General features: G+C 52.2%; 23 protein-coding genes. 11 read left to right on the top strand and 12 right to left on the bottom strand.

Annotated elements, in window-relative coordinates; all coding sequences use genetic code 11:
- Positions 1–64: 64 nt before the first annotated feature.
- Both dld and C5523_RS08850 read left to right on the top strand, forming a co-directional pair.
- Complete coding sequence (gene dld, locus C5523_RS08855; protein ID WP_041852014.1) at positions 65–1,771, top strand: D-lactate dehydrogenase; 1,707 nt, start codon at positions 65–67, stop codon at positions 1,769–1,771.
- Between the two features lie 137 nt (positions 1,772–1,908).
- Positions 1,909–2,463, top strand: a complete 555-nt coding sequence (locus C5523_RS08850) for a GNAT family N-acetyltransferase (protein WP_041852015.1) — start codon at positions 1,909–1,911, stop codon at positions 2,461–2,463.
- Here the strand turns inward: C5523_RS08850 and pbpG are convergent, their stop codons facing one another.
- On the bottom strand, positions 2,464–3,402 hold the full coding sequence (gene pbpG, locus C5523_RS08845) for a D-alanyl-D-alanine endopeptidase (RefSeq protein WP_071195698.1): 939 nt from the start codon (positions 3,400–3,402) through the stop codon (positions 2,464–2,466). It abuts the gene before it with no gap.
- Positions 3,403–3,573: 171 nt separating this feature from the next.
- Entirely contained in the window at positions 3,574–4,161 is a 588-nt protein-coding gene (locus C5523_RS08840; RefSeq protein WP_108700958.1) for a Yip1 family protein, read from the bottom strand.
- Positions 4,162–4,340: 179 nt separating this feature from the next.
- On the opposite strand from C5523_RS08840, the gene C5523_RS08835 reads away from it, so the two are divergent.
- On the top strand, positions 4,341–4,922 hold the full coding sequence (locus C5523_RS08835; protein WP_041852018.1) for a DedA family protein: 582 nt from the start codon (positions 4,341–4,343) through the stop codon (positions 4,920–4,922).
- On the opposite strand, the gene C5523_RS08830 is transcribed toward C5523_RS08835, so the two are convergent.
- From C5523_RS08830 to C5523_RS08805, 6 genes are all read right to left on the bottom strand, one after another.
- The gene (locus tag C5523_RS08830; protein WP_172960921.1) at positions 4,923–5,690 is read right to left on the bottom strand and encodes an SDR family oxidoreductase; all 768 of its coding nucleotides are present in this window, start codon (positions 5,688–5,690) and stop codon (positions 4,923–4,925) included. It abuts the gene before it with no gap.
- A 256-nt stretch (positions 5,691–5,946) separates the two neighbouring features.
- Positions 5,947–7,341: a glycoside hydrolase family 1 protein gene (locus C5523_RS08825; protein ID WP_108700957.1), complete on the bottom strand. Its 1,395-nt coding sequence runs from the start codon at positions 7,339–7,341 to the stop codon at positions 5,947–5,949.
- Between the two features lie 15 nt (positions 7,342–7,356).
- Positions 7,357–9,216 carry a PTS beta-glucoside transporter subunit IIABC gene (bglF, locus tag C5523_RS08820; RefSeq protein WP_108700956.1) on the bottom strand — a complete coding sequence of 620 codons (1,860 nt, stop codon included), beginning with the start codon at positions 9,214–9,216 and terminating at the stop codon, positions 7,357–7,359.
- A 141-nt stretch (positions 9,217–9,357) separates the two neighbouring features.
- A complete protein-coding gene (gene bglG / locus C5523_RS08815) occupies positions 9,358–10,191 on the bottom strand; it encodes a transcriptional antiterminator BglG (RefSeq protein WP_108700955.1) in 834 nt (277 codons plus the stop codon).
- Positions 10,192–10,343: 152 nt separating this feature from the next.
- On the bottom strand, positions 10,344–11,282 hold the full coding sequence (dusC, locus tag C5523_RS08810; RefSeq protein WP_108700954.1) for a tRNA dihydrouridine(16) synthase DusC: 939 nt from the start codon (positions 11,280–11,282) through the stop codon (positions 10,344–10,346).
- Between the two features lie 79 nt (positions 11,283–11,361).
- The gene (locus C5523_RS08805) at positions 11,362–11,904 is read right to left on the bottom strand and encodes a GNAT family N-acetyltransferase (RefSeq protein WP_108700953.1); all 543 of its coding nucleotides are present in this window, start codon (positions 11,902–11,904) and stop codon (positions 11,362–11,364) included.
- Between the two features lie 95 nt (positions 11,905–11,999).
- Here C5523_RS08805 and C5523_RS08800 point away from each other — a divergent pair, with 95 nt between their 5' ends.
- From C5523_RS08800 to sanA, 5 genes are all read left to right on the top strand, one after another.
- The gene (locus C5523_RS08800) at positions 12,000–12,896 is read left to right on the top strand and encodes a LysR family transcriptional regulator (RefSeq protein WP_041852025.1); all 897 of its coding nucleotides are present in this window, start codon (positions 12,000–12,002) and stop codon (positions 12,894–12,896) included.
- Positions 12,897–13,033: 137 nt separating this feature from the next.
- Positions 13,034–13,432, top strand: a complete 399-nt coding sequence (locus C5523_RS08795; RefSeq protein ID WP_041852026.1) for a CidA/LrgA family protein — start codon at positions 13,034–13,036, stop codon at positions 13,430–13,432.
- Positions 13,429–14,124, top strand: coding sequence for a CidB/LrgB family autolysis modulator (locus C5523_RS08790; RefSeq protein ID WP_108700952.1), 696 nt, complete (start codon positions 13,429–13,431; stop codon positions 14,122–14,124). The genes C5523_RS08795 and C5523_RS08790 overlap by 4 nt, the downstream gene beginning before the upstream one ends.
- A gap of 129 nt (positions 14,125–14,253) precedes the next feature.
- Positions 14,254–15,138, top strand: coding sequence for a cytidine deaminase (gene cdd / locus C5523_RS08785; protein WP_041852028.1), 885 nt, complete (start codon positions 14,254–14,256; stop codon positions 15,136–15,138).
- A 126-nt stretch (positions 15,139–15,264) separates the two neighbouring features.
- Positions 15,265–15,981 carry an outer membrane permeability protein SanA gene (sanA, locus tag C5523_RS08780; RefSeq protein ID WP_041852029.1) on the top strand — a complete coding sequence of 239 codons (717 nt, stop codon included), beginning with the start codon at positions 15,265–15,267 and terminating at the stop codon, positions 15,979–15,981.
- Between the two features lie 18 nt (positions 15,982–15,999).
- On the opposite strand, the gene C5523_RS08775 is transcribed toward sanA, so the two are convergent.
- A complete protein-coding gene (locus C5523_RS08775) occupies positions 16,000–16,425 on the bottom strand; it encodes a hypothetical protein (RefSeq protein WP_041852030.1) in 426 nt (141 codons plus the stop codon).
- Positions 16,426–16,652: 227 nt separating this feature from the next.
- A complete protein-coding gene (locus C5523_RS08770; RefSeq protein WP_041852031.1) occupies positions 16,653–16,880 on the bottom strand; it encodes a phage domain protein in 228 nt (75 codons plus the stop codon).
- Positions 16,881–17,300: 420 nt separating this feature from the next.
- On the opposite strand from C5523_RS08770, the gene C5523_RS08765 reads away from it, so the two are divergent.
- The 3 genes from C5523_RS08765 to C5523_RS08755 all read left to right on the top strand — a co-directional run bounded on the left by C5523_RS08765 (position 17,301) and on the right by C5523_RS08755 (position 21,446).
- Positions 17,301–18,185 (top strand): SDR family oxidoreductase, encoded by an 885-nt coding sequence (locus tag C5523_RS08765; protein WP_041852032.1) that lies wholly within the window; start codon positions 17,301–17,303, stop codon positions 18,183–18,185.
- A gap of 217 nt (positions 18,186–18,402) precedes the next feature.
- A complete protein-coding gene (locus tag C5523_RS08760; protein ID WP_107224533.1) occupies positions 18,403–19,521 on the top strand; it encodes a fimbrial protein in 1,119 nt (372 codons plus the stop codon).
- Positions 19,522–19,640: 119 nt separating this feature from the next.
- Positions 19,641–21,446: a glycoside hydrolase family 15 protein gene (locus C5523_RS08755; RefSeq protein WP_108700951.1), complete on the top strand. Its 1,806-nt coding sequence runs from the start codon at positions 19,641–19,643 to the stop codon at positions 21,444–21,446.
- A 97-nt stretch (positions 21,447–21,543) separates the two neighbouring features.
- Here C5523_RS08755 and mglC read toward each other — a convergent pair whose 3' ends face one another.
- Positions 21,544–22,554: a galactose/methyl galactoside ABC transporter permease MglC gene (gene mglC / locus C5523_RS08750; protein ID WP_039079977.1), complete on the bottom strand. Its 1,011-nt coding sequence runs from the start codon at positions 22,552–22,554 to the stop codon at positions 21,544–21,546.
- Between the two features lie 15 nt (positions 22,555–22,569).
- Complete coding sequence (mglA, locus tag C5523_RS08745) at positions 22,570–24,090, bottom strand: galactose/methyl galactoside ABC transporter ATP-binding protein MglA (protein ID WP_039079976.1); 1,521 nt, start codon at positions 24,088–24,090, stop codon at positions 22,570–22,572.
- Between the last annotated feature and the right edge of the window lie 64 nt (positions 24,091–24,154).

Genomic DNA, 24,154 nt, shown 5'->3' with positions numbered 1-24,154 from the left:
ATTCCTCACTTTCAGACACTATGCTTTAAAGCGAGAACGCTGTTCCACCACCAGGGAGAGGAAAATGTCTTCTACAACTTCCCAACACCATATCGCTTTTATCCGTGAACTCGAACGCCTCACTGGAGCTTCACATGTCCTGACCGACCCGGCCAAAACGGCACGCTACCGTAAGGGGTTTCGTTCCGGGCAGGGTGATGCGCTCGCCGTCGTCTTTCCCGGCACACTGCTTGAATTATGGCGTGTACTCAGCGCCTGTGTGAACGCCGATAAGATCATCCTGATGCAGGCGGCAAATACCGGCCTGACCGAAGGCTCAACGCCAAACGGTAATGACTACGACCGCGACATTATTATCATCAGCACCTTACGGCTCGATAAACTGCATCTTATCGATAACGGTGAGCAGGTACTGGCTTATCCGGGCACAACCCTTTATTCGCTGGAAAAAGCGCTAAAACCGCTTGGCCGCGAGCCGCATTCCGTCATCGGTTCATCCTGTATCGGGGCATCGGTCATCGGCGGGATTTGCAATAACTCCGGCGGCGCGCTGGTGCAGCGCGGCCCGGCATACACCGAAATGTCGCTGTATGCGCGAATTGACGAAACCGGCAGACTCCAGTTGGTTAACCACTTAGGCATTGAACTTGGCAGTACGCCGGAGCAAATCTTAAGTAAACTTGATGACGAACGGGTGACCGACGCCGATGTGCGCCACGATGGGCGTCACGGGCACGATCAGGATTATGTCACCCGCGTGCGCGATGTGGATGCGGATACACCGGCACGCTACAACGCCGACCCGGATCGTCTGTTTGAATCCTCCGGCTGTGCCGGGAAACTGGCCGTCTTCGCCGTACGGCTGGACACCTTTGTCGCCCCCACCCACCAGCAGGTGTTTTATATCGGCACCAACCAGCCGCAGGTGCTGAGCGCGCTTCGCCGCCATATTCTTAGCGAGTTCACCCATTTGCCGGTGGCGGGGGAGTATATGCATCGCGATATTTACGATATCGCCGAGCGCTACGGGAAAGACACCTTCCTGATGATCGACAAGCTCGGCACCGACAAAATGCCTTTCTTTTTTACCCTGAAAGGCCGCACCGATGCCCTGCTGGCAAAAGCCTCCCTATTTAAGCCGCACTTTACCGACCGGGCAATGCAAAAGCTGGGGCACCTGTTCCCCTCTCACCTGCCACCCCGAATGAAAAGCTGGCGGGACAAGTATGAACACCATCTGCTACTGAAAATGTCGGGTGACGGTATCGCTGAGGCGCAACGCTGGCTGACCGAGTACTTTAAGACGGCAGAGGGCGGGTTCTTCGCCTGTACAACAGAAGAGGGGAACAAAGCCTTTCTTCACCGCTTCGCCGCAGCGGGGGCGGCAATTCGTTATCAGGCGGTACATGCCGATGAAGTAGAAGACATTCTGGCGCTGGATATTGCCCTGCGCCGCAATGACGATGACTGGTTCGAACACCTGCCGCCGGAGATTGACAGCCAGTTAACCTGGAAGCTCTATTACGGCCATTTCTTCTGCCATGTTTTCCATCAGGATTATATTGTGAAGAAAGGCGTTGATACGCACGCGCTCAAAGAACAGATGCTGGAATTATTGCGCCAGCGCGGCGCGCAATACCCGGCTGAACACAACGTGGGGCATTTATATGAAGCGCCCGATGATTTAAAACGTTTTTACCTGGAAAATGACCCAACAAACAGCATGAACCCTGGGATCGGAAAAACAAGCAAGAGAAAAAACTGGCAATAGGCTATTACGTTAGTGGTTCGTCGCAGTCTAACTGCGATATATGTTTAAGCCAGGCTGTATTGTACTCTTCATTCGTACTAAAGTAGCAGGCCAGAGAAACGTTTCTCTGGCCTGCTACATTGAGGAGTTACTCCATCATGTCTGCCGTTGATGTCCTGTCCGAAAACGCACTCGTGGTGCGTGATGCCACGCTTGATGATGTTCATGCGATTTCATCTCTCTATGCCTGGCACGTGCTCCATGGCCGCGCCTCCTTCGAAGAAGTGCCGCCCACTATCGACGAAATGCGCCAACGCATGCACAAAATCGCCAATGACGGGCTTCCCTGGATGGTCGCGCTCTACCACGGCATCGTGGTGGGGTATTGCTATGCAAGCCCTTACCGTCCGCGCCAGGCCTACCGCTATACTCTGGAAGAGTCTATCTATGTTGACGCCAGTATGACCGGACGAGGTATTGGCAGTATGCTGATGGATGCGCTGATCGCAAGGTGTGAAGAAGGTCCGTGGCGGCAGATGATCGCGGTGATCGGCGATGGGCAAAATAATGCCGGATCGCTGCGCCTGCACAAAAAACACGGCTTCGAAATTGTCGGGCAGTTACGCAGCGTGGGCTACAAGAAGGGTGACTGGCGGGATACGGTTATCATGCAGCGCCCACTCAACGATGGTGACTGGACGCTGCCGGAATAATTAGTCGTTTTGCGCGGTTTGTGCGCCGTGGTTTTCCACCATCTGCGCCGCTTTCTGACGTTTGTAGCTTAATGCGGAAGCGGGTACAGGCTGTGCTTTCCCGGTTTCAATCCAGGTCCGTAAACGGCTGGCATCCGCAAAGTGGGTATATTTCCCGAAAGCATCCATCACCACCAGTGCCACCGGCTTATTATTAATAACGGTACGCATCACCAGACAGTGACCCGCCGCATTGGTAAACCCGGTTTTGGTCAACTGAATATTCCAGTTATCGCGATACACCAGATGGTTGGTATTACGGAACGGCAGCGTATACCCCGGATTACTGAACGTCGCCATGTCTTCCCGCGTGGTGCTCAACTGGCCCAGCAGCGGATACTGTTTGGTGGCCACCAGCAGTTTAATCAAGTCGCTCGCCGTGGACACATTGCTGATAGATAAGCCTGTCGGCTCGACATAACGGGTATGCGTCATGCCCAGCGCCTTCGCTTTCGCATTCATCGCACGAATAAACGCGTCATATCCACCAGGATAATGGTGAGCAAGGCTCGCCGCCGCACGGTTTTCTGAGGACATCAGCGCCAGCAGCAGCATATCTTTGCGGCTGATTTCACTGTTCAGGCGTACGCGAGAGTAGATCCCTTTCATTTCCGGCGTATGGCTGATATCCACTTTTATTTTTTCATCCAGCGGCAGATGCGCATCCAGCACTACCATTGCCGTCATCAACTTAGTGATAGACGCGATGGGACGTACCAGATCCGGGTGGCTGGAATAGATAACCTGGTTGGTTTGTAAATCGACAATCATCGCGCTACCGGAGGCAATTTCAGGTTGCGCGGACGCCGTTGCCGCAGCAGTTTTTGCCAGCGCCTGCGGTGCGACGGGCACGGCAAACATAAGCGCGAGGCTTAATAAAGAAACTCGGATTTTCAGCATGGTGTGACTTCTGATGATTATTCATGCACGTGATTACGCACACCGCATCTGTTCAGGAAGTAAATAACAGAAGCTGGCCCTGGCATAATAGCCGCCACGCCCGCATGTCGCCACACAAGATTCATTGCAGAAGATTGCGTTGCTGGTACTTCAACCAGCAACGCAATGTGATTAGAACAGACGGTAGCCGTAACCCCAAAGAATGACCGTGAGCGCCAGTAGCACTTCAAGTACCAGCACCCCAATTGCCAGCGTCGAGCTGGAGAAACTTAACCCTTCCTCTCGGTTGATATTGAGGAAGGTGGGTATCCCTAAATAGAGCAGATAACCGGTATAGAAGAGTGCTACTGTCCCCACCAGCGCGCACAGCCAGACCAGCGGATAGAGCGCCACAATACCGCTCAAAAAGAGTGGCGTTGCGACATACCCGGCAAACACCATACAGCGCGCCAGAGAGGGACGCTGCGGGTAACTCCTTGCCATCCACCAAATCACACGGCCCATCACCGCCACACCGGCCAGCATCAGCGCATAGAAAATGACGGCCAGATAAAACGCGGTAAACCAGTTCAACTGAACCACGCTCTCTTCGCCAAAATTCCAGCCTATTTGCGTCGTGCCAATAAAAGCACAGATAACGGGAATCGCCGCCATGAACAGTACATGGTGGGTGTAGTGATGCGAAACGGTTTCGTTTTCGCCCTTTATGACCTGCATTTCACGATCGGGATGGGAAAAAAGTCCCCAGACATGGTTCATAACGCCCCCTTGCTGAATGCCCGAATACAGACACCTTAAGTATAAGTCACTCTGCTGGTTATTTTGTGTTCAGATCAAAAAATACGTAGCGATAATCCGCGCAACGAAACCGTGGTTGTCGGCGCATTCAATTCATAGGGTGTATGCTTAAGGGGTTTAACGGGAGAATTGTTGGACCTATGGATATGAATCATCTTATCAGCCAGTACGGCTATGCCGCGCTGGTTGTTGGTAGTATTGCTGAGGGGGAAACCATCACCCTGCTGGGTGGCGTTGCCGCGCATCAGGGGTTGCTTAAGTTTCCGCTGGTGGTCATGGCCGTTGCGCTCGGTGGGATGATTGGAGACCAGTTGCTCTATTTATTGGGGCGCCGATATGGCATGAAGATCCTGCAACGCTTTTCCCGCCATCAGGACAAAATTAACCAGGCGCAACGCATGATTAACCGCCGTCCCTGGCTGTTTGTCATCGGTACGCGTTTTATGTACGGCTTTCGCATCATCGGGCCGCTACTGATCGGCGCCAGCCATCTGCCCCCAAAAATCTTCCTGCCACTGAATATTTTCGGTGCCATCGTCTGGGCATTGATTTTCACGACGTTAGGCTACCTGGGTGGGGAAGTTATCGGGCCGTGGTTACATCAGTTTGATCACCATCTTAAGAAGCTGATTTGGCTGGTACTAGCCGTGGTAGTAGTCTTTTCCGTGCGCTGGTGGCTGCGGCATCGGCAAAAGAAACGCCGCAACCCACCGTCTGAGTAGTTAATGGCGGCTGGCGTTAAACTGCGGATTCGCCAGCATAAAGCCGCCGTCGACAATGAACGACTGCCCGGTGGTATAACTGGCGTCATCAGAACAGAGCCAGGCCACCAGGCTCGCAATCTCCTGGGTTTTACCGGGCCTTGCCAGCGGGATGTTCGGCATAGAGCCCGGTTTGGCGTCAGCATCGCTCATGTTATTCATCGGCGTGGCTATCGCACCGGGCGCCACCGCATTCACCAGTATGTTGTAACTAACAAGCTCCAGTGCCATGGATTTGGTTAATCCGCCCAACGCGTGTTTCGCCGCCGTATAGGCGCTGGCTTCGGGCAATGGGGTATGTTCATGCACAGAGGTGATATTCACAATGCGTCCCCCCTGCCCCTGCTTAACCATATGACGCGCGGCAATTTGTGAACACAACATCGCCCCTTCAACATCCACGGTAAAAATCTTCCGCCACGCTTCCAGACTGACATCCAAAAACGGTGCTTTGGTCATTGCGCCGGCATTATTGACCAGCGCATCAACACGGCCGAACGCGTTAATCAGCGTCTCGATAGCCTGAGCGCCGTCCGGCAGATGGCTTAAGTCGAGCTGGATGGTACGGGCCTGTCTGCCGCGCGCTTCTACCTGTTGAACAGTATCGCGCGCCCCGCTGTCATCCGAGTGCCAGGTGATACCAATATCAAACCCTTTTTCCGCCAGCATTAGCGCGCAGGCTTTACCAATACCTGAATCCGCTGCGGTCACAATAGCGACTTTCTGCATGGTCATTTTCCCCTCCGGTCGTGAGGCCAAACCTTCAGTATAGAGAAAAGGCATATTTCTGAACGGTTGCTACACTTTGCGGTGAGTAAAACGCATCAAGGGAGAGAAACGCATGTTGAAAGTATTGCTGTGGGTTATTTTGATTATCTTTTTGATTGGGCTGTTGGTGGTCACCGGCGTGTTTAAGATGATTTTCTAAAAACTCCCCCCTCACCTCCGTGGAAGTGAGGGGGTATTGCGAATAACAGCCGTTAGCTTATCGCTTAAGCGATGCTCCTTTGCTGGCAATGACTTCCTGATACCACCAGAAACTTTTCTTACGGCTGCGCGCCAGCGTACCGTTACCGGCATCATCACGATCAACGTAGATAAAGCCATAGCGTTTGGAAATCTCCGCTTTTGACGCGCTCACCAGATCGATTGGCCCCCAGCTGGTATACCCCATCACCTCCACCCCGTCTTCAATGGCTTCGCGTACCTGCACAAGGTGATCGTTAAGATAGCTGATGCGGTAATCGTCATTGATGCTGCCATCCGCTTCCGGTTTGTCTTTCGCACCCAGACCGTTTTCCACGATAAATAACGGTTTCTGCCAGCGATCCCACATGACGTTCAGCAGCGTGCGCAGGCCAACCGGGTCAATCTGCCAGCCCCATTCTGAGCTTGCAAGGTGCGGGTTCGGTACCATGCTGAGTATGTTGCCGCGCGCTTTCTGGTTCAGCTCTTCATCGGTCGTCACACAGCCGGTCATATAGTAGCTAAACGAGATAAAATCGATGGTGGTGCGCAGCGCATCACGATCCGCATCGCTGATGTTGAGAGTAATATCGTTTTCACGGAAGAAACGCAGCATATAACCCGGATATTCGCCACGGCACTGCACGTCGCCAAAGAACTGCCAGGTACGGTTTTGCTGCAGCGTTTCCAGCACGTCTTCCGGTTTGCAGCTCAGCGGATACATCAGGCCGCCGAGGATCATGTTGCCGATTTTGGCATCGGGGATAATCTCGTGGCAGGCTTTTACCGCCAGCGCGCTCGCCACAAGCTGATGGTGGATAGCCTGGAAGATCTCCGCTTTGCTGCTACCTTCCGGCAGGCCGACACCCGTCATCGGGGCATGCAGCGACATGTTGATCTCGTTAAAAGTCAGCCACAGCTTCACTTTGTTCTTATAACGTTCAAATACCGTGCTGGCATAACGCTCAAAGAAGGTAATGGTCTGACGGCTGCCCCAGCCGCCGTAACCTTTCACCAGCCCCCATGGCATTTCGTAATGCGATAACGTCACCAGCGGCGTCATCCCTTTGCTGATCATCTCATCAAACAGTTTGTCGTAGAACGCCAGCCCCGCTTCGTTGGGCGTGGTTTCATCCCCGTTGGGGAAAATACGCGTCCAGGCAATGGACACCCGCAGGCAGCTAAAACCCATTTCCGCAAACAGGGCGATATCTTCCGGGTAGCGGTGATAGAAATCGATAGCGACATCTTTCAGGCCGCTGTCACCTGCCACGCGCTCTACCACGTCACCGAATACGCCTTTTGGTTGCACATCCGAGGTGGAAAGGCCTTTGCCGTCTTCCAGATAAGCGCCTTCCACCTGGTTTGCAGCGATAGCGCCGCCCCATAAGAAGTCATTCGGGAATGTATTCATTGATATCTCCTTTGATTAACGATTGACGGCCAGTAGCGGCATACCGGATTCCACCGATGTCGATGCCACGGTCGTCACAGCGCGATAGTCGTCACTGTTGCTGATGATGATGGGCGTTGCCAGATCGTATCCGGCTGAGAGGATCGCATCGCGATCAAACTCGAGCAGTAAATCGCCAGGCTGAACTTTGTCGCCAACGCTGACATGCGCGGTAAAGGGCTTGCCCTCCAGCTTGACGGTATCAATGCCCACATGGATCAACACCTCAATGCCGCTGTCGCTTAATAAGCCGATGGCATGTTTTGTCTGAAAGAGTGAGGCCACTTCACCGGCAAAGGGCGCAATCACTTTATTGTCTGAGGGGATAATCGCCGCCCCCTGGCCGAGCAACCCGGCGGCAAAGGTGCTGTCCGGCACCTGCTCCAGCGCCAGTACGGTTCCGGTCATTGGTGAGAGGATCTCGTTTTCACCCGGCACAACGGCAATCGGTTTTGTCACCGCAGTCGTTTTCGGCATCCCCGCCACAAAGGTCAGGATGCACGCCAGCACCAGTGAAACAACGGTGCCCAGAATCCCGCCCCACAGGGTGGCATCCACGCCGCCCGGCGGGATCATCTGCGCCAGAGTGAAGACATTGGCAAAACCAAACGAGTAGACGTGACTGTCGCTAAAGCCAACAATCGCCCCGCCGATAGCCCCGGAAACGCAACCAAAAATAAACGGACGGCGCAGCGGTAGCGTCAGACCATAGACCGCTGGTTCAGTAATACCGAAGATACCCGCCGTGGCCGCCGAACCGGCCAGTATTTTCTGACGAGGGTCGCGGGTACGCAGGAAAATCCCCAGTACCGCCCCCACCTGGCCCAGTACCGCAGGCAGTAAAATGGGCAGCATCGTGTCCTGGCCGAACACGGTCAGGTTATTGATCATGAGCGGCACCAGCCCCCAGTGCAGACCGAAAATCACGCACACCTGCCACAGCGCACCCAACGCTGCGCCAGCAAGCCAGGGGGCAAAGAGGTAGATGGCCTGATAGCCGTGCGCCAGCCCCTGGCTCAGCAAGGTTGCCAGCGGACCGATCGCCAGGAAGGTCAGCGGCACAATCACCGCGATGCAGATCAGCGGACTAAAAAAGTTCTTCACTGCCGAGTGCAGGAATTTATTACATTGCTTTTCCAGCCAACAGCTTGCCCAGGCGGCAATGATGATCGGAATAACCGAGCCGCTGTAATTGATAAAAGTTATCGGAATTCCCAAAAACGTTTCGCTGACCGCCCCTGGTGTCTGGCTTGCTTCAAAGGCTTTTATCATCATCGGGTGGGTCAGCGCGCCGCCAATCGCGAGGGTCACAAAGGCGTTACCGCCAAATTTCTTCCCGGCGGTGTAACCGAGAATCAGCGGGAAGAAGAAGAACAGCGCGTCGCTGGCGGCAAACCAGATTTGATATGTTCCGCTGTTTGTCGTCAACCAGCCGCAGACCACGGCCAGCGCCAGCAGCCCTTTCAGGATCCCTGATGCTGCCATAATACCGATAAAAGGGGTAAAAATGCCGGAGACGACGTCGATCACGCGACCAACAAGAGAGACTTTCTCCCCTTGTTCCGGCTCAGCAACCGGTGTGTCATCCGTGAGCCCGGCTTCATCACGCACCGCCTGCCAGACGTCATGAACGTGGTTACCGACCACTACCTGAAACTGCCCGCCGCTTTCGACCACCATAATGATGCCTGGATTGGCTTTCAGCCCTTCGCCATCAGCTTTCTTGTTATCTTTGAGCTTAAAGCGTAACCGGGTGGCGCAGTGCACCAGGCTGGTAATGTTCTCCTTGCCCCCAACGTGGCTGAGAATATCTTTCGCCAGCGCTTGATATTCCATGCTTTTTCCTTACTTCTTATGCCCGAAGGCTGTGACTGAGATAAAAAAAAACCTGAGTCCAGCACCTCGCGGGCCGGGCTCAGGTTTTGCCTGCGAGATGCAGTAACAATCCTGTTTTACACTTCGTTCTTCACGCTATTTTTAGCGTTTATCTTTTCGTACACGCTCAATATGAATCGCAAGGAACATAATCTCTTCTGTGGTGAGGTTCCGCTGATAATTTTGTTCCAGATGGCGGGCCACCTTTTCCGCACAACGCCAGGCGCTGGCATAGTTCTCTTTAACCGCCTGGTGCAGCGACAAATCGTCATCCTCGACCACCGTACGGGTTAACATCCGCTGCGAGAAAAATTTCAGGTGCGTGACGAACCGATGATAGCTGAGCGACTCTTCGTTATAGTCGAGTTTCAACTGATACTTCACGATATGCAGGATCTCCTGCATCACTTTGGTGATATGCATAACATCCGGCATATCACTGTTAAGCTGGGCGGTAACCAGGTGCAGCGCGATAAATCCGGCTTCATCTTCTGGTAATTCCACGCCCAGGCGTTTTGCGATGATTGCCCGCGCCTCTTGCCCAATCTGGAACTCTTTGGGATAGAGACGCCGTATCTCCCACAGCAGAACATTGCGAATCACTTGCCCTGTTTTCAGCCGTTCAATGGCAAAAAAACAGTGGTCTGTCAGGGTGATATAGAGGCTATCCTGCAACTTCCCCAGCCGACCACGCGCCAGTTCAATAATGCGATCGCAGGCGGTCATCACCTCAAGCGGGATCTGATTGAGCAACTCGCTTAAGCGCCTGACCAGTTCGTCACTTTGCAGGGCAAAAATCTTCTCGATTTTGCTCTCATCCAGCTCATCGCCGGTACGTTTCTGGAACGCGAGCCCCCGGCCCATAACGACCTGCTCGCGTTGTTGTTCATCCAGCACGACCACCACATTATTATTAAGTATTTTGGCGATTTTCATCCGAACCCCAGAAACAAAAAAACCTGACTTCCGGCAAATGCCAGAACATCAGGTTTAGCCTGCTTACGCAGTAACAATCCGCAGGAAACTTTATCAGGTTGGTTCATTCACTCAATCAATGCCACACAAAAACGTGACTATGATCGCAGAGTTTACGCTTTCAGTGCCTGAATCGCGCGGGCTATGTCCGGCGAACTCTTAAGGGTACGAATCTGCTCAAACAGCGTAGTCGCTTCGGCGTACTCTTTGCGCAGATAGCCCAGCCACTGTTTGATTCGCGCCACATGATACATCCCGGTATCGCCCTGCTTTTCCAGCCGCGTGTATTTTTGCAACATCGCAACAACCTCGGGCCAAGGCATACGCGGCGCGTTTTCTTTGACGACCCGGCTCAGGTTGGGGACGTTCAGCGCGCCACGACCAATCATTACCGCATCGCAGCCGGTTGCTGCCATGCAGTCCTGCGCGCTCTGCCAGTCCCAGATCTCGCCATTCGCGACAACCGGAATGCTAAGACGCTGGCGAATTTCACCAATGGCCTGCCAGTTAATACGCTCCGCTTTATAGCCGTCTTCTTTTGTTCGCCCGTGAACCACCAGCTCAGACGCGCCGGCCTGCTGAACGGCATCGGCAATTTCAAACTGTCGTGCGCCGCTATCCCACCCCAGACGCACTTTTACCGTTACCGGCAGATGAGCGGGCACGGCTTCGCGCATGGCTTTCGCCCCGCGATAAATCAGCTCAGGGTCTTTGAGCAGCGTTGCCCCGCCGCCGCTGCCATTCACCAGCTTCGACGGACAGCCGCAGTTGAGATCGACGCCCCACGAACCTAACTCCACCGCACGAGCCGCGTTTTCCGCCAGCCACTCGGGGTATTGCCCCAGTAGTTGTACGCGAACCAGCGTGCCGGAGGGGGTGCGACTTTGATGATGCAGTTCAGGGCAGATGCGGTAAAACGATTTTGCCGGCAACAGTTGGTCGACCACCCGCACAAACTCGGTGATACAGTGATCGTAGTCGTTAACCTCGGTCAGCAGCTCGCGCACCAGCGAATCGAGCACACCTTCCATCGGCGCCAGTAATACACGCATACATTGCCCCTGAAAAAATGAGGCGACATAGTAGCGCCTCTGACACAGGGAAGAAAGTGTGTTTCAAAACGCTACTGCATCAGGCCGAGCGTCGGTAAGCGTCCACAGCCGGAAGGGTCGAACTCCCCTCACCCAGCGTGCGCTGCATAATAACAATATCCAGCCAGCGACCATGCTTAAAACCGACATTGTTCAGCGTCCCTGTCAGGATAAAACCTGCCTGCTGATGCAGGCGCAACGACCCCACATTTTCACTGTTGCCAACAACGGCAATAAGCTGGCGATAGCCGTGATTTTCCGCCCATTCAATGGCTTTCGCCAGTAACGCTTTGCCCGCACCGCGCTGGCGAAATTGTTCATCAATATAGATAGAGTCCTCCAGCGTGTAGCGGTAGGCATAACGCGTGCGATAGTGTGAAAGGTAGCAATAGCCTTTCACGATCCCCTCTTCGAGAATGACAAACCACGGCAATCCGGCGCTGCGAGTCTTGTTCAAACGCGCCAGCATTTCCTCTCTGTCAGGCGCAGCGGTTTCAAATGAGGCGCTGCCATTCACCACGTGCCAGGCGTATATTTGCTGCATTGCGCTAATATGTTGTTCTTCTGCTTCGATAATTTCCATTGTCCGGCTCCTGCTCAGGTCTGTTGACAGGCTAGCCGTAACGCATAAGTACAGACATAGTGCTGCGCTTATTACCTGTATAAGGAAAACTTTGGATGGCACACCTCAGTCTCGATCAATTGACGACCTACAGGCTGGTCATCAGCCGGCGCAGCTTTACCGCTGCCGCCGAAGCGCTGGGGATCTCGCAGCCTGCGGTCAGTCTCCAGATGCGCCAGTTGGAGACCGCGCTGCAAACCCGCCTGATTGAACGCACCGGTCGCGGCGTTCGCCCGACACCGGCAGGGCTGACATTACTGGCCCACTGCGAAGAAATCGAAAAAGCCGTTAGTGCTGCCGTGCAATCTGTTGCTATGCATAAACTCGATATCAGCGGCACGGTTACGCTTGGCACTGGCGCCACGGTTTGTATTCATTTATTACCTGCCATATTGCAACAGCTTCGTAAAGACTATCCTCAGCTCTCGGTTGGCGTCAGAACCGGCAATACGCAGGATATTGTCCGGGGTGTGGAGGAGAACAGTATCGACATCGGTCTTGTTACCCTGCCCGCCATCAGCAGGAATCTGGATGTTACGCCGGTCCTGGTCGATGAATTCGTCTCTATCACGGCAAAACCGTCCGAGGGCGAGTCTGGCGTTGAGACGGAGCAACTGCCGCTGATTGTTTTTGCCGCCGGGAGCAGCACACGCCAGCTTATTGACGGCTGGTTCCAGCGTGCCGGTAAGAATGCCTCGCCAGTGATGGAGCTTGGCAGTATTGAGGCGATAAAACGGATGGTGCGCGCAGGGCTCGGTTACAGCATTGTGCCGCGGATGTCGGTTACGCAGGCAGAGGATTGCGCTGGCTTAACTGTTCAGCCACTGGTTCCTGCGCTGCATCGCACGCTTGGGCTGATTATGCGCCAGGACAAAGTCGTGAATCGCGCAATGCGCGAAGTGATCCACAGCATTCAGGCGATCCCCTCAGCAGAGCGTAAAGACAGCGCGTAATCCAGGGACAACAATCTTGTGGTAATGCCCGACGTTCCAGAATGGAATGTTTGGTATGCTCAGAATTCATGATGTGATCGGTAGCACATTTCCGGCTTTAATTGTATGATGAATGCGTTTCATCAAGGGTATACACCATGAGTAAATCACTGAACATTGTCTGGCAGTACCTTCGCGCATTTGTCCTGATATACGCTTGTTTATACGCAGGAATTTATATTTCATCACTGCTGCCTATTACGATTCCCGGCAGCATTATTGGCATGTTAATCATGTTCGTCCTGCTGGCACTGCAAATCCTGCCCGCCAAATGGGTCAATCCCGGCTGCTACGTGCTGATCCGCTACATGGCGCTCCTGTTTGTGCCTATCGGCGTGGGCGTAATGCAGTATTACGACATTCTGCGCGCGCAGTTTGGGCCAATAGTCGTCTCCTGTGCCGTCAGTACGGTGATTGTCTTTCTTGTGGTGAGCTGGAGTACCCATCTGGTACACGGCGAGCGTAAAGTCGTTGGCGAGAAGGGAAGTGAAAAATGATGGCATATATCTGGTGGTCGCTTCCGCTCACACTGGCGGTCTTTTTTGCAGCGCGTAAGCTCTCCGCGCGCTTCAAGATGGCGCTGTTAAATCCTTTGCTGATTGCGATGGTGGTCATTATCCCGTTCCTGCTGGTCACCGGTATCCCCTATGACCACTACTTCCAGGGCAGCAAAATCCTTAACGATTTATTGCAACCTGCCGTGGTCGCCCTGGCGTTTCCACTTTATGAGCAGTTGCACCAGATCCGTGCGCGCTGGAAATCCATCATCACTATCTGCTTTTTTGGCAGTATTGTGGCGATGGCGAGCGGCGCCGGTATTGCACTGATGATGGGGGCATCGCCAGAGATTGCCGCCTCTATTCTGCCTAAATCGGTCACCACGCCGATTGCCATGGCGGTTGGCGGCAGCATTGGCGGCATTCCGGCAATTAGCGCAGTCTGTGTGATTTTTGTCGGCGTCCTGGGCGCAGTCTTCGGTCATACCCTGCTGAATGCCATGCGTATCCACACAAAATCAGCACGTGGCCTGGCAATGGGCACCGCGTCGCACGCTCTGGGTACCGCGCGTTGTGCAGAGCTGGATTATCAGGAAGGGGCCTTTAGCTCACTGGCGCTGGTCATTTGTGGGATTATTACGTCACTGATTGCGCCATTTCTGTTCCCGATCATCCTCGCGATAGCGGGCTAAAATTTGCGATGCGTCGCGCATTTTTAATTTGAATTGCATACGTTGCATATACAGTGAGATGTTGATCACATATAAAGGCTAAAACGGCCCTTACACTACGATCCCAATACATTGTTATGAGGCAACGCCATGCATTCACGTTTTCACACTGCGTTTCCGACCCTTGCGGAGAATTTACAGGCCGCACTGGCGCCGCTGCTGGCGGACGCGGATTTTCCCGCGATGTTAAGCGCAGAACAGGTAGCGGCTCTGCTTAACGCCACAGGGATGGACGAAGACGCGTTGGCTTTCGCTCTGTTACCGTTAGCAGCAGCCTGCGCACGTACTGAGCTTTCGCACTTTAACGTCGGCGCGATTGCCCGCGGCGTCAGCGGCACCTGGTATTTCGGCAGCAATATGGAATTCCTTGGCGCCACCATGCAGCAAACCGTCCATGCAGAGCAAAGCGCCATTAGCCACGCCTGGCAGCGCGGTGAAAAAGCGCTGGCCTCCATCACCGTTAATTACACCCCCTGCGGTCACTGTCGTCAGTTTATGAATGAACTGAACAGCGGCCTGACGCTGCGTATTAACTTACCGGGGCGTGCGCCGCATACACTTGGCGATTATCTGCCTGACGCATTCGGTCCTAAAGACCTTGAGATTAAAACCCTGCTACTTGATGCTCAGGACCACGGGTTTGCCCTCAGCGGAGATGCGCTTTCTCAGGCGGCTATCGCAGCGGCCAACAAAAGCCATACGCCGTATACACAGTCACCGTCTGGTGTGGCTATTGAGTGTCGCAATGGGCGCATTTTCAGCGGCAGCTATGCGGAAAATGCCGCATTCAACCCGACACTGCCACCACTCCAGGGCGCGTTAAATCTGATGAGCCTGGCCGGGTTCGACTATCCGGATATGCAGCGCGCGGTACTCGCAGAAAAAGCCGATGCCCCTCTCACCCAATGGGACGCAACTGTCGCCACGTTGCGCGCTCTGGGTTGCCAGAACGTTGAGCGTGTTTTGCTCGACTAACCAGCCAACTGCGGGCATTTTGCCCGCAGTGATGAAAAACCCCGCAATTGAACGCCCGTTTCTTGCGATTGCCGGACGGGTAAAGTAGCCTTGAGTGAAATTTAATCCTGTATCGAGTTTGTCCGCATGCTAAAGCGCTTTGTATACAGCCTGTTGGTCCTTATCGGCTTACTGCTGTTGACTGCGCTCGGCTTAGACCGCTGGATAAGCTGGAAAACCGCCCCCTACATCTACGATGACCTGCAGGATTTACCCTGGCGTCAGGTGGGAGTGGTACTGGGCACCGCAAAATATTACCGCACTGGCGTGATTAATCAGTATTACCGCTATCGTATTCAGGGTGCGCTGAATGCCTACAACAGCGGCAAAGTGAATTACCTGCTGTTAAGCGGCGATAACGCTCTGCAAAGTTATAATGAGCCGATGACCATGCGTAAGGACCTGATTGCCGCTGGCGTTGACCCTTCTGATATCGTGCTGGACTACGCAGGCTTTCGCACACTCGACTCGATTGTGCGTACTCGTAAGGTTTTCGATACTAACGATTTTATTATTATCACCCAGCGCTTTCATTGCGAACGTGCACTTTTTATTGCCCAGCATATGGGCATCCAGGCGCAATGCTATGCCGTCCCTTCGCCGAAAAATATGTGGAGCGTACGTATACGCGAATTTGGCGCACGTCTGGGGACGCTCGCTGATTTATATCTGTTCAAACGTGAGCCCCGTTTCTTAGGCCCGCTGGAACCTATTCCTTCATTGCAGGAAGTACCCGACGATGCACAAGGCTACCCGGCGGTCACCGTCGAGCAGTTACTTGATTTAGACAAGAAAAATAACTAGATACCTCTCTACCCCACATCAAAACACGGATACACCACGCGCGGGTATTTTGGCAGGACGAATTAGCGAATAATTGCGCGCCATAAATTCTTGATGGTCGATATAGACTTGTCCTTGCTTATTCAGCGTCCAAAGCCCTGAGAGGGCGTTAAATGGCAATGTGATTTCGCCACCGGGCGTTGAGACAATATACTCGCCAGTCCGTAAGTAACCTGCATAACATTCAATACGCAATTGCGATCTATTTTGCATTGAAAATTCAATTTTACTGAATCCTGTGGGTATAACGGTATAAAACCAGGCAGGCAAATTGGTTATTTTCAGGTCACCAAGATCGGCAACAACAGCATTATCCCGTAGTAGTTGCACAGATTTTAAATAGTAGTGAACAGTGGTTTGTCTTTCGTGCGGCGGGTGATCAACTTTAAAATACACAACATTCATAGGCGCTCCAGTTCAGCATCACAATGGATTGCTCACCTATAATATATAGCGTAAGAAGCAGGCAATACGCCAACATTAAGAATTGGCTTAAGTGTTAACGTAGCGGCACTTAACTATTATGTAGTACGATTAACGAAATAAAATAGTAAGGTACCTAACAATAATAGGCAGCAGACTGCAATGAGCCACAGCTGCTGCAATGTTAATCATTCATAAACTGAGGGGTATCAGGCAACTTTTTCTTCATACTTATGCAGACTAACCTGGAGGTCGTAAATGAGGCTTTTAACCTTCTCCGGCGTCAGACTAAAAAACTGCGACTCGAACGTTGAACCGCCCGGCGCATAAGGGGAAGTACTGTAACCAAAACGAATAACCACGCCATTCAAATCTTCCACTGCTCCCACCTGCCATCCATTAACGGGAAATGCAGGAAATGCTGATTCATTGTTCATCCTAATCTCCTTGTGAATGTTGTGACTCAAAGAGCGTAGCACCGAAATGAAAAAATTAACAACAGAGAATAGGTGAACTTTTAACGCAAAAGTGAATTTGTTATTCCATCCGCAATATCACCGCGTTTATTAATTACCAACCTAAGTAAATTCTGAATATATGTTATTCAACAGAGGGTTATCAGTTAACAATTTGTTACCCTCATGTTCAAAAAAAGGACAATCGGAAGATATATCCTTGACGAATCTCTTAAGAGAAATAGCCGCTTCGCTAGTTTTAGTTTTCACAAAAAATAAGAAAAATGGCGCGCTCCGTTTGTATAAAAATTAAAAAAAACGTTTCGTTATTTCTGTTCTGATAGCGCGAATGAATATTAAGGTCTACCTTAAAATTCTGGTTTACAAAAGAGGAAAATAATTATGTCACCTGCGGATAAGAAACATCTTCATTACCCACGGCCTCCTTTTCCGGCGCAGCCACAGCAGCCGCCGGGGTTGGCTTCCGAGATGAAACCTATTCCCGATCATGGGGAAACAAGTTATATCGGATCGGGAAGGCTGGCAGGTAAACGCGCATTAATTACCGGTGGTGATTCAGGTATCGGCCGTGCCGTTGCTATCGCTTTTGCCCGTGAAGGGGCAGACGTGGCGATTAATTATTTACCTGAGGAGCAATCCGATGCCGAAGCGGTGATCGCCTTAATCACCGCGGAAGGACGAAAAGCAGTCGCGTTACCTGGCGATGTCCGCGACGAAGCATTTTGCCAGCAACTCGTCGCAAGCGCCGTCCGGGAACTGGGAGGACTGGAGATTCTGGTCAACAATGCCGGACGCCAACAGTACTGCGAATCCATTGAGGATCTCACCACCGAAGCGTTTGATGCCACCTTCAAAACGAATGTGTATGCGCCGTTCTGGATAACCAAAGCAGCCATCCCTCATTTGCAGGAAGGGGCGGTGATTATCAATACCACCTCGGTTCAGGCTTATCAGCCCAGCCCTATTCTGCTGGACTACGCGCAGACAAAAGCCTGTGGGGTCGCATTTACCAAAGCGCTGGCGCAGCAACTTGGCTCAAAAGGTATTCGCGTCAACGCCGTTGCGCCAGGGCCATACTGGACCGTGCTGCAATCAAGCGGCGGTCAACCCGAGGAAAAAGTGAAACAATTTGGTGCATCCGCGCCGCTTGGCCGCCCGGGCCAACCCGTGGAAATTGCCCCCTTGTATGTGCTCTTTGCCTCCGATGAGAGTTCCTATTCCTCTGGTCAGGTCTGGTGTTCTGACGGTGGAACCGGGACGCTGTAACTTATCCGGGCAGGTTTCGGCCTGCCCGTATTCCAGCTATATGTATTAATAAAATGGTAACGAAGTAATATTTCGCGACTGTTTTCTTATTGCGTATTCCATTAATATTTGGTCTTATCGTAGATAAGAATTTTCCCACCAAGATATAATTTCTAATCCTTGCGAGCGTTGCGTTTTATCCTGCTTAATTAGTCAGGCACTGAATTTAAGGGATGAAATGATGTATCATAAAGGAAAATTAATTCTATCCGTTTTGCTGTTATGCCTATTTAGCGCTAATGCTATAGCAGCCTGTGCATTTGCCCCCACCGCTGATTATCCAGCCAATAGTATCAAAAAAATGACCGTCCCACTGGCCATCAGCTCGATTTCTGTTCCGCCGGGAACCGCGGTGGGTGCAACGGTGTATCGCCAGCGTATAACCATTAGATCCGGTGCCGATAAATTGCGGATTGGCTGTGACAAGGACGGATTATTTGTTTATAAACGTGAATATAAAACTTTACCAATGGGAGAAACGTCAACTGGCTCGAAGATCTATAAAACGGGTATCAATGGGCTTGGTATCGTTTTCTTGAATGCAGCAGATAAAGCTAAGTTTCCTACCATCACCCCCACAACAGGATGTACAGACGCTAGAAATTGCTATATGTCATCGGCCACAGGGCTATGGGGTGCCGACTCATTTTTTCAATTGGTCAAAACCGCGGATTCGGTCACCGGGGGAACGATTTCGGCGTCAAATCTTCCTACTGCGTTATATAGCTTGGGGCAGGAAGGCAGTATGGTCGGGATATACGAGATCAATATCAGCGGCAGTCTGAAGGTGACAACACCCACCTGCAATATCACCACGGGCAGCCAGTCAATGACGGTGAAGATGGGGTCATACCATACTTCCGATTTTTCGGGCCCTGGCACAGGCACCGCCTGGAAAGATGCCAGTATACACCTTAACAACTGTGGCTGGTTTTACGGTAACACTACAACGTCCGTTGCCACCTTCAATGGTACGGAAAATGTGCCAGTTAAAGCATTAACCAGTAATGCAGCAGATATTACCCTTACCCCACTCGACGGCAAACTCAATGCTGCCGAAGGCATTATGTCTATTGCCAGCGGCACATCTGCTGCCACCGGCATAGGCATTCAGCTTTCTCGCAGCGAAGCGGACAGCGGTAAAATTAACCTCGATTCTGCATACTCTTACAGCTTGCCCAACGATGGTTCGAGCACTATTACCGTGCCTCTTTACGCCCGTTATATACAAACTGAAAACACCATCACTGGAGGCAATGCCATCGGTAAACTGGAGTACACCATCAGCTATCATTAATCAGCCTGATGAAAAGACAGGTAATTCCCCGGCGATCCTGTTATTCCTGGTTACGCTTAATCCTGATGCTCAATTTCATGGCGGCACGTTAGCGCCATAGCTGAAAGCCAGGAGAAAAGATGAAGAACGAGTCGTACTCTCATCCGCCGCGTCATGATGGCTATGCGGGACTGGGCGATTACGCCGCCATTGGCGATGGCCGCTCGGTGGCGTTAATCGCCCCCGACGGCGCAATTGACTGGTGGTGCGCCCCCAATATGGACTCCCCGCCGCTCTTCGATCGCATTCTTGACGCCGCCAACGGCGGTTATTTCCAGATTGAGCCCACCGGCGATTATCGTGTTGATCGCCGCTACCGGGAAAACAGCAATGTGCTGGAAACCTTCTATGAGACAGCATCCGGTAGCGTGGTGTTGACCGAATCCCTCAACAGCAATTACGCCGGACGCCTGCCCTGGTGTGAACTGGCAAGACGTATTGAAGGCATTAAAGGCGAAGTTAAACTGCGGGTGATATTTGTGCCGGGTACAGCGGCCTGTACCCGCTCTCCCTGGATTCAGGACACAGACAAAGGCCAGGTTATCCATATTGGCGATTTAATGGCGATGCTGCGGACCTCTAGTGATGTCACCGTCACCCATTTCGACGACCACGCGATAGAGGGAACCTTTGTCGCCCACGAAGGTGTGCGTTCACTGGTGGCGTTGCTGGTCAGCCATAAAGAGCCGCTCGCCGTACCCTCTCTTGAAAAAATTGACGGCCATATTGATATCTCCGACCACGTCTGGCAGTTATGGTGCGAAAGCCTGACCTATAAAGGTATGTTCCCTGAGCACGTGACACGTTCGGCGCTGGCGCTAAAGTTCCTGCTCTATTCCCCGACCGGCGCTCTGGCGGCGGCACCGACCACATCGCTGCCGGAAGGCATCGGCGGCGAGAAAAACTATGACTACCGTTACGCCTGGACGCGAGATGCCTGCATGATCATCCGTGCTTTTACCGTTATCGGTGCGCTGGAGGAGTGCAAGGCGGCCTTCTCGTGGCTTACCAACACCATCCTGCGCCATGACGGCAAAGTCCGTGTTTGTTATACCCTTGATGGTGGTATCGTTCCGGCGGAAAGCTACCCGCCATTAAGCGGCTATAAGAACTCACGCCCGGTGCGCATAGGCAACAACGCACGTGACCAGCAACAACTCAGTATGTATGGCGATCTGCTGGCTACCGCTCTGCTGTTTGTCCGCGCCGGACACGTCCTGGATCTCACCACCGCCCGGCTGCTCGCCTCGCTGGCGAATACCTGCGCCGATATCTGGAAGCAGGCGGACTCCGGCATCTGGGAACTGCACGATCTACAACACTATACTCACTCAAAAATCACCTGCTGGATAACACTGGATATTGCCGCCCATCTGGCGCGCGAGGGGCATCTGGAGGCAACCTGGGTGGCCCGTTGGGATCGCGAAAAAGCGCGTATTCAGGCGTGGGTCGAGGCGCATTGCTGGTCGGAGAAAAAGCAGGCGTATACCTTTTATGCCGGTAGCGATCGGCTCGACGCCTCGCTCTGTCTTGCCTGGCATTATGGTAAGCACTGTAATTCGCAGCGCATGCGTTCAACCCTCAACGCCATTATGGACGAACTGGGGCATGGCGAACCCATGCTCTATCGCTACAGCGGTGTCGAGCAGGAGGAGAGCACCTTTGTCGCCTGTTCGTTCTGGATGGTGGAGGCGCTGGCGGAGATGGGAGATAAAACCCGCGCCCGGCACTGTATGGACACCATTCTTGAGACGCTCTGCGATAAGGGCAATGTGGAGACGTTTAATGAGATGTTCGATGTGCGCAGCGGCGAATGGCGCGGCAACGTGCCGCAGGGGTTGAGCCATCTGGCGCTGATTTGCGCCGCCGATGCGCTATCAAGGTAAGGCAATCCCGGATTCGGCATTAAAACACCTTATCCGGATTTGCTGCAAAAAGTAGTCTGAGCCCGGATACGGCAACGCCGTATCCGGGTTCTGATTGTTATTTCTTACGCGCGTATTTCAGGGAGTCCAGCGCCACTGCGAAGATGATGATGCCGCCTTTAATGATGTACTGCCAGTACGGGTTGATACCGATATAGGTCAGACCGTAGTTGATAACGGTGAAGATGATTACACCGGTCACCACGCCCAGAACCGTACCTACCCCGCCGCTAAAGGAGACGCCGCCAACCACACACGCTGCGATAGCATCAAGTTCGTACATAAAGCCGAGGTTGTTGGTTGCCGAGCCGATACGACCAGCTTCCAGCATCCCACCGAACGCATAGAACACACCAGACAGGGCATAGATCATCAGCAAGTTCAGCGCAACGTTAACACCAGACACTTTCGCCGCTTCCGGGTTACCACCGATAGCGAAAATGTTTTTGCCAAAGCGGGTTTTGTTCCACAACACCCAAACGAAGGCGACGGCAATCAGCGCATAGAAAGTGATGTAGGACAGGCGGAAAGAGCCTAACGCGATAAAGCCTTGCGTGAAGGTAGAGAAGCCGCTGTCAAAGCCGGAAATCGGCGATGCACCCACGAAGTCGTAGTACAGGGAGTTGATACCGTACACGATGATCATGGTACCCAATGTGGTGATAAAAGGCGTCACGTTGAGGTAAGCGATGATAATACCGTTCACCAGGCCGATGACCGCACCGATCACACAGACAATGCCGATGACCGCGATGATCGGCATCGTGTGCATTTCCGGGAACACTTTGTTGACGTTTTCCATCGACTGCAACAAGGTCGCCGCCACTACGGCCGCCAGGCCCACCTGGCGCCCTGCGGACAGGTCAGTACCCTGTGTCACAATCAGCCCGGCTACGCCCAGTGCGATGATAATACGCACGGAAGACTGGGTCAGAATGTTACTTAAGTTCAGCAGACTTAAGAACGTAGGATCCTGGAAAATAATAATCGCCAGTAACACTAAAAGAACAACGTAAATACCGCCGTCTTTCAGATAAGTGAGAAAAGTTTTTTTATTTAACGCACTCATGAGGAGCCCCTGATCTTAAAGGTGCAAAGACGCAAGACGGAGTATTTCGTTTTGCGTTGTCGTTTTAGTGTCAACAATTCCGGCAACGAGACCATTGCTCATAACCAGAATACGGTCAGTGATACCCAACAATTCAGGCATTTCAGAGGAGATAATAATAATCCCCTTGTTTTTCTTCGCCAGCTCCGCAATCAGCTGATATATCTCGAACTTAGCCCCAACGTCAATACCACGAGTGGGTTCGTCAAGCATTAAGATTTCTGGTTGGGTTAACAACCAGCGACCAATAATCACTTTCTGTTGGTTACCACCGGAAAGCGATCCAATTTGGGTACGGTGGCCGGGTGTTTTCACGCGCATGGAGTCAATAACCCATTGGGTATCGCTTTTCATACGGGAATTATCCAGCAGACCGACTTTATTTTTATAGTTCTGAATATTGGAAATAAGCGAGTTAAATCCGATATCCAGGTAAGCGTAAATCCCGGTAGAGCGACGCTCTTCGGTAACCAGTGCGAAACCATTATTGATGGCTTCATTCGCATTGTGGTTATTAATATTTTTGCCGTGTAGCTTAATTGTACCCGTGGCTTTTTCACGAATACCAAATAGTGTTTCTACGATATCGGTACGTTTCGCCCCAACCAGACCAGCAATACCAAGAATCTCACCTTTACGCAGATCAAAAGAGATATCGCGGATTGATGGCTGACGCAATGAGGTCAGATTACGTACTTCGAGAATCGTCTCACCCGGCGTGTTCTGGCGATCCGGGAAACGTTGGTTGAGCGAACGCCCTACCATCATCGCAATGATCTTGTCCATATCCAGCCCTTCGAGCGGCTGGGTCGCAATCCACTGACCATCACGCAGGATCGTAATTTCATCGCACAGTTGGAAGATTTCTTCCATCTTATGGGAAATATAAACAATACCGCAGCCGCGATCTTTCAGCTTACGGATAATTTTGAAAAGATGATTAACTTCTTTTTCGGTCAGCGAAGAAGTTGGTTCGTCCATGATGACAATTTTGGCATCGTATGAGAACGCTTTTGCAATTTCGATCATCTGCATTTGCGAAACAGATAATGTACCGACACGCGCACGCGGATCAATATCAATATCCAGCTCATCAAAGATGGCTTTTGTATCACGGTACATTTTGTCCTGATCGACAAACACGCCTTTGGTTGGGTAGCGACCTAACCACATGTTGTCCATTACAGAACGCTGCAACACCAGGTTAAGTTCCTGGTGAACCATTGAGATACCATTTTCCAGCGCTTCTTTAGCAGAATGGAAATCGATTTCTTTTCCCTGAAAAAGAATGCTACCGGAGTCTTTCTGATATATCCCAAAAAGGCATTTTAATAATGTCGATTTACCGGCGCCATTTTCACCCATTAATGCATGGATTGAGTGCGGACGCACTTTTAAATTAACATTATCGAGAGCCTTTACCCCTGGAAAAGACTTGTTGATATTGCTCATTTCCAACAAGAATTCACCGGACGACTGAGTATTATTGCTGACCATAATTGTACCTTGTTGGCCTGGCATATCGTATTATAAGGGCGCAACTATTATTGTTGCGCCCGGT

It is taken from the genome of Phytobacter sp. SCO41, assembly GCF_003073275.1.
Lineage (GTDB): Bacteria > Pseudomonadota > Gammaproteobacteria > Enterobacterales > Enterobacteriaceae > Phytobacter > Phytobacter diazotrophicus.
The sequence above is the reverse complement of the archived record's forward strand: the minus strand, read 5'-3'. Positions and strand labels throughout refer to the sequence as shown.